Raw genomic sequence first — 15,248 nt, 5'->3', positions numbered from 1 at the left:
CAACCTCCTGCTGGTGTAAAAATGCGGGTGTTAAAGCGATTTTACGCTGATGGCCCGAGCGTCTGTTTCCAACCGTAGCGGGTTGCGCAGTGCGCGGCCAAATTCATTGATTTTGATCTCAAAACGATCGCCTTCGCGCACCTTAATGCCGTCGGCGAAGCTCAGCGTCGCGGTGCCGAAAAAGTGTACATGCACATCGCCGGGGCGTCGGAAGCCCGGGTATTTAAAATGGTGATACTCCAGATTGGCCAGACTGTGAGCCATATTGGCCTCACCGGTCAAAAAGGGTTTTTCCCACAGTGTTTCGCCACTACGCTGGATTCGGCTGGTGCCTTCGAGATTTTCTGGCAGTTCGCCGATCAAAAGCTCGGGACCAAAGCTGCAGGCGCGTAGCTTGGAATGGGCTAGCCACAGGTAGTTGAAGCGCTCGGTCACGTGGTCAGAAAACTCGTTGCCGATGGCGTAGCCGACCCGCCAGGGCTGGCCGTCATCACCAATCACATAGAGGCCCGCTAGCTCAGGCTCCTCGCCTGCATCTTCGGCGAAGGCGGGGGATGGAATCTCTGCTTCTGGCGCCACCACGCACTGGCCGTCTCCCTTATAGAACCACTCAGGCTGGGCACCAAGCTGGCCTGCGTCGGGTTTGCCGCCCTCTACGCCGAGCTTGAACATGCGCATGGAGTCGGTCATGTCTTCTTCAGCAGCTTGGGCTTTAGCATGCATCGCCGAGCGCGTGTCGGCACTGCCCAGGTGGGTAAGGCCGGTGCCGGTGACCAGGCAGTGGGCCGGGTCAGTATGCGTTAATGGAGGCAACAGCTGCTTGGCATCGACCAGCGCTTGATAATCCAGGCGCGTGTCGGTCAGCGCTTCCGTCAGCATGTCGCTAAGCGGCTTACCGGCGCTAATGGCCCGGTTGGCCAGGGTGTAGGTATCACAGTCGAGCAGTCTTACCTGCTCTTCACTCTCGACCAGAGCGGCGCGAACCTGGCCCTGGTGGTCACACTGAATCAGTCGCATGGTGGTCTCCTCATGAAGCCAGTTTTGTCGTTATCAGAGCGGCCAAATGGCCAGTTGCGGCCACATCAATAGCGCCGCGAGTATGCACAGCTGAATGGCCATAAAGGGCAGTACGGACAAATAGATATCCTTCAGGCTGATATCCGGCGGTGCTACGCTTTTAAGGTAGAAGGCGGCCGGCCCGAAGGGCGGCGACAGGAACGATACCTGCATATTCACGGCGAAGAGAATGCCGAACCAGATCGGGTCGAAACCGAGCTGGATAACGATAGGCAGAAAGATGGGCAGGGCCAGCATGGCGATCCCGATCCAGTCGAGGAACAGCCCGAGCACCAGCATGATCGCCATCATCACAAGTATGATCACAATCGGCGCGACGTCGAGCCCGAGAATCAGGCTCGAAACAAAGCGATTGCCGCCCATCAAGTTATAGACGCCCACCAGGGCGGCGGCACCTATGCCGATCCAAATGATCATGCCGCAGGTGTTCATGGTCTGACCCAGACTATGGTGCAGCATGCCGGGAGAAAACTCGCCGCGCACAATGGTCGCCAGCAGTACGCCGAAGACACCCATGGCGGCTGCTTCGGTGACCGAGGCGATACCACCGTAGATAGTGCCCAGTACTAAAAAGGCAATCAGGCCGGGCAGCAGAATGGCTTTCACTGCCTCCAGCTTACTGGCGAAAGGGTTATCCTCAGTGTCTTTATCCAACGGAGGGCCTAGCGCGGGATTCCTCAGGCAGCGCACCAGTACATAGGCAATGTAGGAGCCCATTAGAATGACTGCTGGGGTTACGGCCGCAGCAAACAGGTCTGCAATCGATACGCTGGCGATCAGGCCGTAGATAATCAGCACGATGGAGGGCGGCATCATGGTGCCCAAGGCGCCACCGGCACACACCACCCCGATGGACAGGTGCTTGTCATAGCCCAGGCGCAGCATTTGCGGCAGCGCCAGAATCCCCAGCAGCACGATTTCACCACCGATGATGCCCGAAAGGGCGGCCAGGAAGAACGCCACGACGATGGTCTGCACCGCCACGCCACCTGGCAGGCGACCGGCGAAGACGCGCATGGCGTTGAACAGGTCTTTGGCGATGCCGGAGCGATCCAGCAGTGATGCCATCAATACGAACATGGGCACCGCCACCAGCGAATACTCGGTGATAAACCCATAGACCCGGCTGGTGACCAGCGGCAGTGCCGCCTCGCCGAACCAGCCGAAGGTGAAGGCCATGGCCACCAAACCAGTGATAAACGCCAGCGGTAGACCAGTGACCAGCAGCGCAAAAATCGCCCCGACCATGAGGATCGTAGCGGTTGAAATATCCATCAGCGCGCCTCCTCGGAGCGGGGTTTCGCCTTAATCGATTGCCAAAGATGCAGTGTGGCCTGCAGTGCCATCAACGTCAGGGCAAACAGAATCATGCCCTTGACCATGGCCGGAAAAGGTGGATTCCAGGAGGTGCCGGAGCGCTCCAGCGACCATTCGCCAAGCGGGTTATGTGACGCTCCCCAAAACATATGAAAAGCGGCGTAACTCATTGTCAGGCAAAAAATCAGGGTGAGCAGATCGTTGAAACGATCCATCCAGCATTTCAAGCGGGGGCCGGCGCTGTCGTACAGCACCTTGACGCGAATATGGCTATTGCGCGCCATGGCCGCAGGGCCACCCAGTACAAAGATAACGGCGATCAGAAATACCACGGTTTCGTGAACCCAGGAGGTGGGGTTATTGAACCCGTAACGCATGAATACCTCGATGACGCTGATGCCCATCGCTACCAGCACCAACCAGGAAACGGCGCGGCCACCCCGTGCCACCAGGCGGTCTAACGCATTACGTTCAGGTGCGATCTCCTCCACCGTTTCGAGGATCTCAGGAAGATCATGGGTGGGTGGGGAACGGTATTGATTGTCAGGTGTTTTTTGAGACATGGCGCGACTCTACGCGCATCGCTCGGGATGCTTCCCGAGCGATGCGTTGGTTAGGTTAATGAAGCAACGTTGAGAGCAGAGCGTTAAAGCAGATTGCGTGAGCGCAAAAAGGCGGTCGCGGAATCATAAACCTTCTGGGTCATTTCATTTTCACCCGCCCACTCTTGCCACTCCTGCTCAGCCGCGATGCGGAATTTCTGACGCTCTTCTTCAGGCAAGTTGAAGGGGTGAACATCTGGGTCATCCTGAAGCCGTTGCAGGGTCTCAATATCCTGCTCCTTGAGCCGGGCGATCAGGTCGTAGGCCATGCCATCAAAAGCGGTATTTAGGGTCGTCTGTAGCTCCTCGGGCAAGCCATCCCAGATGTCTTTGTTGATCGACACAGCGATCATGGGCATGGAGTGGAAGCCAGGATAGAGCGGGTAGGGGGCGAAAGCGTGCAGACCCATAGCGTCGTTGTTCGAGAGCACAGTGGAGTCCGCGGCATCAATCACGCCTTTTTCCAGACCGGTATACACCTCAGAGCCCGGCAGGTTGACAGGCGTGGCGCCAATGCGCTCGAAGATGTTGTAGACCATACCTTGGGGAGCACGGATTTTTAGCCCTTCAAAATCAGCGATGGATTCGATGGGAACCGTGGAAGGCACAGACTCCAATGGGAAGGTCGCCGCACTGATCAAATGCGCACCGTATGGCTCGACCAGTTCGTTGTAGAGCTCTTCACCGCCGCCGTACTTCATGTACTCAAGGAAGTCATAGGGGTTTTGCCACGCGCCGACAAGATTGCCGAGCATGCCGAAGGCGGGGTCCTGGCCTGAGAAGTAGCTGGGATCAGTCATGTGGCCTTGCAAGATGCCGGCACTAACGGCTGTCAGCGTTTCGGTGGGGCCCACCACTGAATTAATCGGCATTACCTCGATCTCGACACGACCATCGGTCATTGCCGTGATTTTCTCAGCCCACTCCTGCTTGATCTTAAAGCTGGGTTCGCCCGAGGTTTCTGACGCTTGAAATTTCCATTCGTACTCAGCTGCCTGGGCCGCGGAGAGACCTAGCAGTAGTACGGAACCGGTGAGTATTGAACTGTATTTCGATTTGAGCATGGCACTATTCCTCAAGATTGTTGTTGTGAAGAGCGTGGTGGTTAAGGGTGTGATGCAACGGGCCAATAACCCGTGTGGAAGGGTAATGTTGAACATTAAGAGCAATTGTTCAACATATACTTTTGTATGGTCGACTAGATTGGCGAGGTAGTTTAGTGTCTTGCGCATTCAACAACTGCTCTCGACGCAACGCTTAGGTCGTCAGCCGTCACCAAACTAAAACAAGGAGTTAACCCCATGGGCCAACGTCAACGTCCGCTGCGCAGTGCTGAATGGTTTGGTACGGCCGATAAGAACGGTTTTATGTACCGTAGTTGGATGAAAAACCAGGGGATTCCCGACCATGAGTTCCAGGGCAAGCCGATCATCGGTATCTGCAACACCTGGTCGGAGCTGACGCCCTGCAACGCCCACTTCCGCAAATTGGCGGAACACGTGAAGCAGGGCATCCTGGAGGCGGGCGGCTATCCGGTGGAGTTTCCGGTGTTTTCCAACGGCGAATCCAACCTGCGTCCCACGGCCATGTTCACCCGCAACCTGGCCAGCATGGACGTGGAAGAAGCCATTCGCGGCAACCCCATGGATGGCGTGGTACTGCTGGTGGGCTGCGATAAAACCACCCCGGCGCTGCTGATGGGCGCGGCAAGCTGCGATATTCCCACCATCGTGGTCACTGGCGGGCCGATGCTCAACGGCAAGCACAAGGGCAAGGATATTGGCTCCGGTACCGTGGTGTGGAAGCTCTCCGAGCAGGTCAAAGCCGGTGAGATTTCGCTGCACGACTTTATGGCCGCCGAGGCAGGCATGTCCCGCTCCGCTGGCACCTGCAACACCATGGGCACCGCCTCCACTATGGCCTGTATGGCCGAATCCCTGGGTACCTCGCTGCCCCACAACGCGGCGATTCCCGCGGTGGACTCCCGCCGCTACGTGCTGGCTCATTTATCGGGTAACCGCATTGTCGAGATGGTCAACGAAGACCTGCGGCTGTCCAAGATCCTCACCAAGGAAGCCTTCGATAACGCCATTCGCACCAACGCGGCGATTGGCGGCTCCACCAACGCGGTGATTCACCTCAAGGCCATTGCTGGGCGTATCGGCGTCGACCTGACCCTGGACGACTGGAGCCGCGTCGGGCGCGGCACCCCCACGGTGGTCGACCTGCAGCCCTCCGGGCGCTTTTTGATGGAAGAGTTCTACTACGCTGGAGGCCTACCGGCGGTACTCAGGCGCCTGGGTGAAGCCGACCGGCTGCCCTTCAAGGACGCACTCACCGTCAACGGCAAAACACTTTGGGAGAACGTTCAGGACGCCCCACTGTACAACGATGAAGTCATTCGTCCGCTGGACAACCCCCTCACCGCAGACGGTGGTATATGCGTGGTGCGCGGCAATCTGGCCCCCAACGGTGCGGTGCTCAAGCCCTCGGCGGCGACCGCCGAGCTGATGCAGCATCGCGGTCGCGCAGTGGTATTTGAAGACTTCGACGATTACAAAGCACGCATCAACGACCCGGATTTGGACGTGGAAGCCAACGACATCCTGGTCATGAAACACTGCGGCCCCCGCGGTTATCACGGCATGGCAGAGGTAGGCAACATGGGCCTGCCGCCCAAGATCCTCGCCCAGGGGATTACCGACATGGTGCGTATTTCCGATGCGCGTATGAGCGGCACCGCCTACGGCACCGTAGTGCTGCACGTAGCCCCCGAAGCCGCCGCCGGCGGCCCGCTAGCGGCGGTACGCAACGGCGACTGGATCGAACTCGACTGCTCCAGCGGCGGCCTGCATCTGGAGATCAGCGATGAAGAACTGGCCTCGCGTCTGGCCGAAAGCGACCCCACCGCCGCCTCGACGCTGATCGCCAGCCAGGGCGGCTATCGCCAGCTGTATATCGAGCGGGTGCTCCAGGCGGATGAAGGCTGCGACTTTGACTTCCTGGTCGGCTGCCGGGGGTCCGACGTGCCGCGTCATTCGCATTAACTGGACTGAGCAATCACTTCTCGCAAGGTACTCATTAACGCAGCGGCACCAGGTGAGAGGCGTTGGTGGCGCAAACTCACCAGCCCATAGGGCTGAACGCTCAGCGTCTCGCTGAAGGGCAATAGATGAAAGCGCTGCGGGTGGCACAGCAGGTCGGCGGCTTCCCGGGTAGTTACTGTGATGGTGTCGGATTTATCCACCAGCGCCAGCGATAACAGTAGATCCGCGGTATCGACGATCTGGCCGGGCGGCACGACCTTATGGTGAAGAAATAGACTATCTACCCGCTGGCGCATCAACGCGCCAGCGGGCTGCAGTGACCAAGGGAAGCCCGCCATATCAGCAAGGCTCAGTGTTTGTTTATCGGCTAATGGATGTCCTTGGCGGCACACAAAGCAGAGTTCTTCCTCGCCAATTTCCTCGAAGATAAAGCGCTCGGTATCGATGCCTGAGGGTATACGAGTAATCGCGAAATCCAGCTCGCCCTCCAGTAGGCGCGGTACCAGCACTTTACTTACATCCACATCAACGCTGATTTTTAACCCTGGCCGGTCGCGGTGCACTCGCTCGATAGCGCTAGTGAGCAGCGTAACCGCCGGGGCCATTACCGTGCCGACGGCTACCGTGCCAGCACTGCCCGCCCCGAGAGCATTCAGTTCCTCACCGGTGTGGCGTAGCGCTGAAAGCATGCTGTGCGCGTGGCGAATCATAATTTCGCCGTACCAGTTGGGCGTTAGCCCGCGGGGGTGGCGATCAAAAAGCCGAATTCCCAGGTGGGCTTCCAGATCACTCAATAGCTTTGACGCGGCGGGTTGGCTCATATTGAGCTGATTCGCTGCACGATGCATGTTGCGCTGCTCTTCCAGCGCCAAAAAAAGTTGAAAATGCCGCAACTTTAGTCGCACGTCTAGAAACCAGTTATCGCCGAGAACGCCCATAGGATAAGCCTTGAGTTGTTGTTGATATTGAGAAGTGTATCAATGTTGATGAGTTTGTATATTGGTTGGTTATGGCGGAGTTCTCTACTGTAAGGGCTGTAACAACGGTATCGATGCCGTTCTAATAACGACACTCCCATAACAACAATGATGCTCTTCAGGAGAAAGTTATGTCTCTCATATACGTCCAGAAAGCTGGCGTTGGATCAAAAGTACTGTTAGGCGTCGGGTTGGCTGTATTGATGTTCAATGCAGCTCAGGCACAAACCGAAACAGCCGCTGAGAGTGGCATGGAGGTAACGGTGTTTGGTCAATTGCCCGATGGTCGCCAGGTCGATGTTTATCAATTTACCAACGCCAATGGTATCGAACTGAGGGTGACCAACTACGGCGGCATCATCCTGTCGCTGAAAACCCCCAACTTAGCGGGTGAGTTTGATGACATAGCGCTGGGTTTCGACTCTCTTGAGACATATCTCTCAGAAGAGTACCGCCAGGCTAACCCCTACTTCGGGGCGATCATTGGGCGTTACGGCAACCGTATTGCGGGTGGTCGGTTCGCTCTTAACGGGGAAACCTATTCGTTAGCCACTAACGATGGCAACAATCATCTCCACGGCGGTGATCAAGGATTCGATAAAGTGCTATGGGAGGCCGAGCCGTTCGAGAGTGATGAAGGCACGGGGCTTGTGCTGCGCTATACCAGCGAAGATGGCGAGGAAGGTTATCCTGGCAGGCTGGAGACCGAAGTTACCTATACGCTGACCGATAATGATGAGCTGATGGTGGATTATCGGGCGGTAACCGATAAAGCCACCCCGATTAACCTTACTCAGCATAGCTATTTCAATCTAAAGGGCGAAGGTAGTGACACCATTCTCGATCATCAGCTAATGATTAACGCCCCTGCGTTTACCCCGGTTAACGACACGCTGATCCCTACCGGCGAGATTCGCGCAGTAGATGGCACGCCGTTCGACTTTACCCAGGCGACGCCTATCGGCGAACGGATTGAGCAGGACAACGAACAGCTCTCTTTTGGCGGCGGTTATGACCACAACTTTGTGCTGGCCCGTGATAACGCAGCATCGGATGAACTGGTCTTGGCTGCCAAGGTGTGGGAGCCGCAGAGCGGACGCATGGTGGAAATCACTACCACCGAACCCGCGATCCAATTTTACTCGGGCAACTTTCTTAACGGCGACCTGACCGGTAAACAGGGTAAGGCCTACGGCCACCGTTCTGGCTTTGCGCTGGAAACCCAGCACTACCCTGATTCGCCCAATCAGGATGCGTTTCCCAGCACCATCCTAGAGCCCGATGATACTTACCTTTCTCGTACGGTATACCGTTTTTCCGCCCAGGAATCTTTTGATGAGTAACGCGCAGCGTTCGTTACTAGCAACCTGAGCAAGCAACAATCGCCACAATTAAAAACAGCTCATTCACAGCGACGCAAAAATAATCAATAAAAGTAGGAGTAAGACCATGCAACTAACCAAAACATTTACTCGTTTAGCTCTCGGCAGCGCCATCATGCTGGCCTCGCTGGGGTCAGTACAGGCACAGGAAGACGAGGTGAAGATTGGCTTTATCGTTAAAAAACCAGAGCAGGCATGGTTTATTAACGAACAACAGGCCGCGACGGCAGTCGGCGAAGAGCTTGGTTTCGACGTGGTACGCCTAAGCGGCGAAGATGGCCAGGAAGTGCTCACCGCCATTGATAACCTCTATGCCCAGGGTGCTGAAGGCTTTGTAATCTGTCCGCCGGACGTGCGTCTGGGGCCCGCCATCATGAACCGTGCTAACCAGTACGATATGAAAGTAGTCACCGTAGATGATCAGTTCGTTAACTCGAGCGGCGAACCGATGGAAGGCGTACCGCACCTGGGCATGTCCGGTTATAAGATTGGTCAGCAGGTAGGCGATGCGATTGCCGCCGAAATAGAAGCGCGCGGCTGGAATCCTGAAGAGGTGGCCGCGCTACGCATCACCAATAACGAGCTACCCACCGCCGTTGAGCGTACTGATGGTGCCACCGCTGCGCTACTTGACGCTGGCTTCCCTGAAGGCAATATCTTTGATGCGCCACAGCAGAACAGCGATACCGCCAGCGCCTTCTCGGCCGCATCCCCGGTGCTCTCGCAGCGTGGCGATTATGAGCATTGGGTGATCTATGCCCTTAACGAGGAAAGTGTGCTGGGTGGCGTCCGGGCTACCGAGCAATACGGTCTGGCACCAGAAGATGTGATCGGCGTAGGTATTAACGGCTCCGGTGCTGCCTTTGCGGAGTTCTCACGCGATAACCCCACGGGCTTTCACGGTACCGTGGCTGTCAGCTCTACTATGCACGGACGTCAGACCGCTGAAGATCTCTATCGCTGGATTAGCGAGGACAAACAACCGCCAGCCAATACCGAAACCTCAGGCGTGTTGATGACGCGTGAGAACTGGCAGGAAGTGCGCGAAGACCTGGGTCTATAAGAAAACGGCGTCTGTAACGATAAGTGACCGCGGGAGTAATTGAAGCATGTCTGATGCTTATCTACGTTTCGACGCGATTAGCGTCGTCTTCCCTGGAGTGCGGGCGCTGGATGGTGTGAGCTTCGCGGCTCACACCGGCCAAGTGCATGCGCTAATGGGCGAGAACGGCGCGGGTAAATCAACCCTGCTCAAGGTGCTGAGTGGTGTTAACCGCGTGGCGGAAGGGGCGTTGTGGATCAACGGCCAGCGCCACGTGTTCAGTAACGCCCGTGAAGCGCTGCGGGAAGGGATTGCCATTATCTACCAGGAGCTGACGCTCTCGCCCAATATGTCGGTGGCCGAGAACCTGCTGCTGGGCCAACTGCCTACGCGGCGGGGCTTTGTTAACCGTCGCCAGTTGCGCGAAAAAGCGCTGGCGATTCTGGCCGACCTTGGTGAGGGGAATATCCACCCCTCGACCAAGGTGCGCGATCTCTCGATCGGCCAACAGCAGATGATTGAGATTGGTCGTGCACTGCTGCGCGACGCCAAGATTATCGCCTTTGATGAACCTACCAGCAGCCTTTCCATTCAAGAGACTCGCCAGCTAAAGCGCATCGTCAAACGGCTGCGTGACGAGGGTAGGGTGGTGCTCTACGTGACGCACCGTATGGAAGAGGTGTTTGACATGTGCGATGCGGTGACGATCTTCCGCGATGGTCAGCATATTCGCACCCACGAGGATATGTCGGCTCTGAATCACGACCTCCTAGTGAGTGAGATGGTGGGCCGGGATATCAACGATGTTTACGGCTATCGCCCTCGCGAGCATGGCGACGTGATATTGAACGTCGAGGGCATTCAGGGGCGTGGCCTTAAGGCACCGGTAAGTTTCTCCGTTAAGCGCGGTGAAGTATTTGGGTTGTTTGGTCTAGTCGGCGCCGGACGCAGCGAGTTGCTGCGGCTGGTCTGCGGGGTCGAGTCTCCCAAAGCGGGTAGCGTGCAATTCAATGGTGAGGTGCGACGGTTTAAAAGCCCTCAAGATGCCATTCGTGCAGGGATTGCCATGTGCCCGGAGGATCGTAAATCCCAGGGTATTTTCCCGGTGGCAAGCGTCGCCGACAACCTCAATATCAGCTGTCGACGCTTTTTTAAACGCTGGGGAATGTTCCGCCACCCTGGCCGTGAACGGCGTAATGCCGAGTCGTATATCCAGCAACTCAGCGTTAAAACGCCGGGCCCGCGAACGCCCATTGGTAAGCTCTCGGGCGGTAATCAGCAGAAGGTGATTCTGGCCCGTTGGCTGGCTGAAGAGATTGATCTGTTCGTGATGGACGAGCCGACCCGAGGCATCGACGTGGGCGCGCGGCGAGATATTTACTCGCTGCTCTACGACCTGGCCGAACAGGGAAAAAGCGTCGTGGTGATTTCCAGTGACCTGGCGGAAGTCAGTTCCATCTGTGACCGCATCGCGGTGATGCGCGACGGGGAACTGGTGGACGTGGTGCCGCGGGAATCGGCCACCCCCGAACGCCTGTTGGGGCTGGCATTGCCCGCCTAAGTCGGCTTTTTTTCAGCACGCTCGCTCTTAAAAGAACACGCTCAGGACGATAATCATGACAACGAACGATGTAACCCAAAGCGATGGCCATAAAGCGCCCGCTCGCCCGGCGGGGCGCCAAGGGCTTATCAAGCCGCTACGTACACTGCTCGATACCTCGGGCATGATCGCGATTTTTTTGTTGTTGTTTATCGCGCTAGCGGTGCTCATCCCTGACTTCCTAACCGGCCGCAATATGGTCGGGTTGCTGCTGTCGGTGACCTTAATCGGCAGTTTAGCCGCCACCATGATGTTGGTATTGGCGCTGGGTGAGGTGGATCTTTCGGTGGCCTCCACGGTGGCCTTTGCAGGGGTGGTCGCCGCAACGGTGACCACCAGCACCGGTAGCGTGTTTATTGGCGTGATAGGGGGCATTGTGGCTGGGGGCGCGGTAGGTGCCTTTAACGGCCTGGTCATTGCCAAGTTCGGCATTAACTCGCTGATCGCAACGCTGGCGGCAATGGAGTTTGTGCGCGGGTTGGCTTACATCACCTCTGGTGGTGACGCCGTGATGATTACCGTGCCGGGCTTCTTTGATCTGGGCAGCGCCTCCTTTCTCGGTCTAACCCTGCCGGTATGGACGATGCTGGCCTGCTTTGTGATCTTTGGCGTGATACTCAATATGACCGCCTTCGGACGCAATGTGCTGGCGACTGGCGGTAACTCCGAGGCCGCTGCGCTGGCGGGGGTCAACGTCCGCCGCCTCAAAATTATTGTCTTCGGTCTTCAGGGTGTGGTGGCTGGCATCGTAGGGGTGCTGCTGGCCTCGCGCATGGGGCTGGGCGACCCCAATACCTCCATGGGGCTGGAGTTGGCAGTAATCTCTGCCTGTGTGCTGGGCGGGGTCGCGCTGTCGGGCGGTGTGGCGACCATCACCGGCGTGGTGGTCGGGGTGCTGATCATGGGCTGTGTGCAGAATGCCATGGGCCTGCTCAACGTGCCGACGTTTTACCAGTACCTAGTACGCGGTGGAATTCTACTGCTGGCCGTGATGTTTGACCGCTGGAAACACACTCGTCGTCAGCGGGCCTAACACCACATATCGATGCCTTTTTTACCATGAACTTTTTCACCGATTTTTTCCGGAGAGATTCCCATGTCTGATCGCAAGCCGCCCCTACGCTCCGCCCAATGGTTCGGCACCGCCGATAAGAACGGTTTTATGTACCGTAGTTGGATGAAAAACCAGGGGATTCCCGACCATGAGTTTCAGGGCAAGCCGATTATCGGTATCTGCAACACCTGGTCGGAGCTGACGCCCTGCAACGCCCACTTCCGCAAATTGGCGGAACACGTGAAGCAGGGCATCCTGGAGGCGGGCGGCTATCCGGTGGAGTTTCCGGTGTTTTCCAACGGCGAATCCAACCTGCGTCCCACGGCCATGTTCACCCGCAACCTGGCCAGCATGGACGTGGAAGAAGCCATTCGCGGCAACCCCATGGATGGCGTGGTACTGCTGGTGGGCTGCGATAAAACCACCCCGGCGCTGCTGATGGGCGCGGCAAGCTGCGATATCCCCACCATCGTGGTCACTGGCGGGCCGATGCTCAACGGCAAGCACAAGGGCAAGGATATTGGCTCCGGTACCGTGGTGTGGAAGCTCTCCGAGCAGGTCAAAGCGGGTGAGATTTCGCTGCACGACTTTATGGCCGCCGAGGCAGGCATGTCCCGCTCCGCCGGTACCTGCAACACCATGGGCACCGCCTCCACCATGGCCTGTATGGCTGAATCGCTGGGTACCTCGCTGCCCCACAATGCGGCGATTCCCGCGGTGGACTCCCGCCGCTACGTGCTGGCCCATTTATCGGGTAACCGCATTGTCGAGATGGTCAACGAAGACCTGCGGCTGTCCAAGATCCTCACCAAGGAAGCCTTCGATAACGCCATTCGCACCAACGCGGCGATTGGCGGCTCCACCAACGCGGTGATTCACCTCAAGGCCATTGCTGGGCGTATCGGCGTCGACCTGACCCTGGACGACTGGAGCCGCGTCGGGCGCGGCACCCCCACGGTGGTCGACCTGCAGCCCTCCGGGCGCTTTTTGATGGAAGAGTTCTACTACGCTGGAGGCCTACCGGCGGTACTCAGGCGCCTGGGTGAAGCCGACCGGCTGCCCTTCAAGGACGCACTCACCGTCAACGGCAAAACACTTTGGGAGAACGTTCAGGACGCCCCACTGTACAACGATGAAGTCATTCGTCCGCTGGACAACCCCCTCACCGCAGACGGTGGTATATGCGTGGTGCGCGGCAATCTGGCCCCCAACGGTGCGGTGCTCAAGCCCTCGGCGGCGACCGCCGAGCTGATGCAGCATCGCGGTCGCGCAGTGGTATTTGAAGACTTCGACGATTACAAAGCACGCATCAACGACCCGGATTTGGACGTGGAAGCCAACGACATCCTGGTCATGAAACACTGCGGCCCCCGCGGTTATCACGGCATGGCAGAGGTAGGCAACATGGGCCTGCCGCCCAAGATCCTCGCCCAGGGGATTACCGACATGGTGCGTATTTCCGATGCGCGTATGAGCGGCACCGCCTACGGCACCGTAGTGCTGCACGTAGCCCCCGAAGCCGCCGCCGGCGGCCCGCTAGCGGCGGTACGCAACGGCGACTGGATCGAACTCGACTGCGCCAGCGGCGGCCTGCATCTGGAGATCAGCGATGAAGAACTGGCCTCGCGTCTGGCCGAAAGCGACCCCACCGCCGCCTCGACGCTGATCGCCAGCCAGGGCGGCTATCGCCAGCTGTATATCGAGCGGGTGCTCCAGGCGGACGAAGGCTGCGACTTCGACTTCCTGGTCGGCTGTCGGGGTTCTGACGTGCCGCGTCACTCGCATTAGCCGCTCTCCCGTCGCTAACGTATTACAACACTCCCAATCTGGTTAAGCCTCCCTAGCGGTTTGACTATCTAACAGCGTCTGGGCATCGGTGGCGTGTAGCGCCAGTGCGATGCCGCCCATGCAGGTCATGTCGCGATCCCAGGCACAGCTCTCGATGCGGGTGGTGCCAATCAGCTCTGTAACGAGCGCTTCGTCAATGGCGCTATGCATGGCGGCTTGCATGGCTTCAAAGCCTCGCACGCCAGAGCCGGTAATCAGCACTAGATCGGGATTGAACAGCGCCAGCACGTTGGCGATACCATGCCCCAGCGCGCGGCCCGCTTTTGCATAAATACCCTGTGCCAACGGGTCGCCTTGCAGTGCCATTTGCGTGAGGGCCTGCATTTGCTGTTCTGAAGGGTACGCGGTGTCGCTATTAAACAGCGCCAAATGGCGAACGGCTTCGCGATAGAGCGCGTAATCGCTGGCATAAGCTTCAATGCAGCCCCGTCGCCCGCAGGCGCATAGGGCGCCATCGGGCTGGTATTTGCTATGCCCAAACTCAGCCGCCGAGCCAGTGGCGCCGAGATAAGGCACGCCGTTAATCAACACCGACATGCCGATGCCATAGCCCAGCATAATAACCACCAAGTTGGGGCAGTCTGCATAGGCGGGCTGTGCCGCTAGCACGCTGGCGATGCAGTTGGCATCGTTTTCCAGCAGTACGCTGCAGTGAAAACGTTCTGCTAAACGAGCCGATATAGGTGCGTTCCGGAAGCTTAAAGCGGGGGACCAGATAATCGACCCGCTTTGCGATGACACCACCCCCTGCACGGCCAAACAGATCCCCGCCAAGCGTTGAAACCCTTTTAGCTGTTGCGCGCAAACAGCGCTGATCTTCTCTTCCAGCAACGCTTCCAGATCGTCGGCGCTCAGCGTCAGGGTGGGCACCGTGTGGTGCTCGCTATGGCGTACCTGACCCGAAAAATCGCCCACCACCAGTTGGATCTCATTGATCGATAGCTTGATGCACACCACGCAGGCGGCATTAGGGTCGAGTTCAATCAAGGTTTTTGGTCGGCCACGCCCGGTGGGGCGGGGTGTTTCGGGCGGCCGCTCACAGATCAATCCCTGCTGGAGTAGTTCGGCGCTGATCGAGGTGACGGTGGCAGAGCTAATGCCATTGAGTGCGCCCAGGTCGATGCGTGCCACCGATCCTTGGTCACGCAGAGTACGGATCACCGCCAGAGTGTTATCGAGGCGGCTGGTATCAGTCGACGGTAGGGCCATAGGGTCGCCGTTATAGTTCGTGTTGAAAAAAAGCAGTGCTGCACTTTGCTGAGCGCTCTCATCGTGGGGGTTGAGCGCAAATGCCAAAATACG

The 15,248-nt window shown here is 57.8% G+C and carries 12 protein-coding genes; 6 read left to right on the top strand and 6 right to left on the bottom strand.

Annotation, left to right across the window (positions count from 1 at the left end):
• Positions 1-30 precede the first annotated feature (30 nt).
• The 4 genes from araD1 to KF947_RS07450 all read right to left on the bottom strand — a co-directional run bounded on the left by araD1 (position 31) and on the right by KF947_RS07450 (position 4,060).
• Positions 31-1,017: an AraD1 family protein gene (araD1, locus tag KF947_RS07465; RefSeq protein ID WP_227405841.1), complete on the bottom strand. Its 987-nt coding sequence runs from the start codon at positions 1,015-1,017 to the stop codon at positions 31-33.
• A gap of 33 nt (positions 1,018-1,050) precedes the next feature.
• Complete coding sequence (locus KF947_RS07460) at positions 1,051-2,352, bottom strand: TRAP transporter large permease (RefSeq protein WP_133733254.1); 1,302 nt, start codon at positions 2,350-2,352, stop codon at positions 1,051-1,053.
• Positions 2,352-2,957: a TRAP transporter small permease subunit gene (locus tag KF947_RS07455; protein ID WP_133733253.1), complete on the bottom strand. Its 606-nt coding sequence runs from the start codon at positions 2,955-2,957 to the stop codon at positions 2,352-2,354. Before KF947_RS07455 ends, KF947_RS07460 begins: the two co-directional genes overlap by 1 nt.
• Positions 2,958-3,040: 83 nt before the next feature.
• Entirely contained in the window at positions 3,041-4,060 is a 1,020-nt protein-coding gene (locus KF947_RS07450; RefSeq protein ID WP_133733252.1) for a TRAP transporter substrate-binding protein, read from the bottom strand.
• 237 nt (positions 4,061-4,297) lie between these two features.
• Between KF947_RS07450 and KF947_RS07445 the strand changes: the two genes are divergently transcribed.
• Positions 4,298-6,043 carry an IlvD/Edd family dehydratase gene (locus KF947_RS07445; protein WP_227405840.1) on the top strand — a complete coding sequence of 582 codons (1,746 nt, stop codon included), beginning with the start codon at positions 4,298-4,300 and terminating at the stop codon, positions 6,041-6,043.
• Here the strand turns inward: KF947_RS07445 and KF947_RS07440 are convergent.
• Complete coding sequence (locus tag KF947_RS07440; protein WP_133733733.1) at positions 6,040-6,981, bottom strand: LysR substrate-binding domain-containing protein; 942 nt, start codon at positions 6,979-6,981, stop codon at positions 6,040-6,042. The genes KF947_RS07445 and KF947_RS07440 overlap by 4 nt on opposite strands.
• Positions 6,982-7,151: 170 nt before the next feature.
• Between KF947_RS07440 and KF947_RS07435 the strand changes: the two genes are divergently transcribed.
• The 5 genes from KF947_RS07435 (at position 7,152) to KF947_RS07415 (ending at position 13,886) form a co-directional block, all read left to right on the top strand.
• Positions 7,152-8,363 (top strand): aldose epimerase family protein, encoded by a 1,212-nt coding sequence (locus KF947_RS07435; RefSeq protein WP_133733732.1) that lies wholly within the window; start codon positions 7,152-7,154, stop codon positions 8,361-8,363.
• A gap of 106 nt (positions 8,364-8,469) precedes the next feature.
• A complete protein-coding gene (locus KF947_RS07430; protein WP_133733731.1) occupies positions 8,470-9,465 on the top strand; it encodes an arabinose ABC transporter substrate-binding protein in 996 nt (331 codons plus the stop codon).
• A gap of 46 nt (positions 9,466-9,511) precedes the next feature.
• Positions 9,512-11,005: an L-arabinose ABC transporter ATP-binding protein AraG gene (gene araG / locus KF947_RS07425; protein ID WP_133733730.1), complete on the top strand. Its 1,494-nt coding sequence runs from the start codon at positions 9,512-9,514 to the stop codon at positions 11,003-11,005.
• Between the two features lie 55 nt (positions 11,006-11,060).
• Positions 11,061-12,077, top strand: a complete 1,017-nt coding sequence (araH, locus tag KF947_RS07420) for an L-arabinose ABC transporter permease AraH (protein ID WP_133733729.1) — start codon at positions 11,061-11,063, stop codon at positions 12,075-12,077.
• A 63-nt stretch (positions 12,078-12,140) separates the two neighbouring features.
• Positions 12,141-13,886, top strand: coding sequence for an IlvD/Edd family dehydratase (locus KF947_RS07415; RefSeq protein WP_227405839.1), 1,746 nt, complete (start codon positions 12,141-12,143; stop codon positions 13,884-13,886).
• Between the two features lie 42 nt (positions 13,887-13,928).
• On the opposite strand, the gene KF947_RS07410 is transcribed toward KF947_RS07415, so the two are convergent.
• The gene (locus KF947_RS07410; protein WP_227405838.1) at positions 13,929-15,242 is read right to left on the bottom strand and encodes an ROK family transcriptional regulator; all 1,314 of its coding nucleotides are present in this window, start codon (positions 15,240-15,242) and stop codon (positions 13,929-13,931) included.
• Between the last annotated feature and the right edge of the window lie 6 nt (positions 15,243-15,248).

It is taken from the genome of Halomonas sp. FeN2 (assembly GCF_020595105.1).
GTDB lineage: Bacteria > Pseudomonadota > Gammaproteobacteria > Pseudomonadales > Halomonadaceae > Vreelandella > Vreelandella neptunia.
This window is presented reverse-complemented; position numbering and strand designations above follow the sequence as displayed.

Coding starts and splice junctions, on each gene's coding strand:
- araD1 (WP_227405841.1), bottom strand. CDS start 1,017: ATGCGACTGATTCAGTGTGACCACCAGGGCCAGGTTCGCGCCGCTCTG.
- KF947_RS07435 (WP_133733732.1), top strand. CDS start 7,152: ATGTCTCTCATATACGTCCAGAAAGCTGGCGTTGGATCAAAAGTACTG.
- KF947_RS07415 (WP_227405839.1), top strand. CDS start 12,141: ATGTCTGATCGCAAGCCGCCCCTACGCTCCGCCCAATGGTTCGGCACC.
- KF947_RS07440 (WP_133733733.1), bottom strand. CDS start 6,981: ATGGGCGTTCTCGGCGATAACTGGTTTCTAGACGTGCGACTAAAGTTG.
- KF947_RS07455 (WP_133733253.1), bottom strand. CDS start 2,957: ATGTCTCAAAAAACACCTGACAATCAATACCGTTCCCCACCCACCCAT.
- KF947_RS07445 (WP_227405840.1), top strand. CDS start 4,298: ATGGGCCAACGTCAACGTCCGCTGCGCAGTGCTGAATGGTTTGGTACG.
- KF947_RS07450 (WP_133733252.1), bottom strand. CDS start 4,060: ATGCTCAAATCGAAATACAGTTCAATACTCACCGGTTCCGTACTACTG.
- araH (WP_133733729.1), top strand. CDS start 11,061: ATGACAACGAACGATGTAACCCAAAGCGATGGCCATAAAGCGCCCGCT.
- KF947_RS07460 (WP_133733254.1), bottom strand. CDS start 2,352: ATGGATATTTCAACCGCTACGATCCTCATGGTCGGGGCGATTTTTGCG.
- araG (WP_133733730.1), top strand. CDS start 9,512: ATGTCTGATGCTTATCTACGTTTCGACGCGATTAGCGTCGTCTTCCCT.
- KF947_RS07430 (WP_133733731.1), top strand. CDS start 8,470: ATGCAACTAACCAAAACATTTACTCGTTTAGCTCTCGGCAGCGCCATC.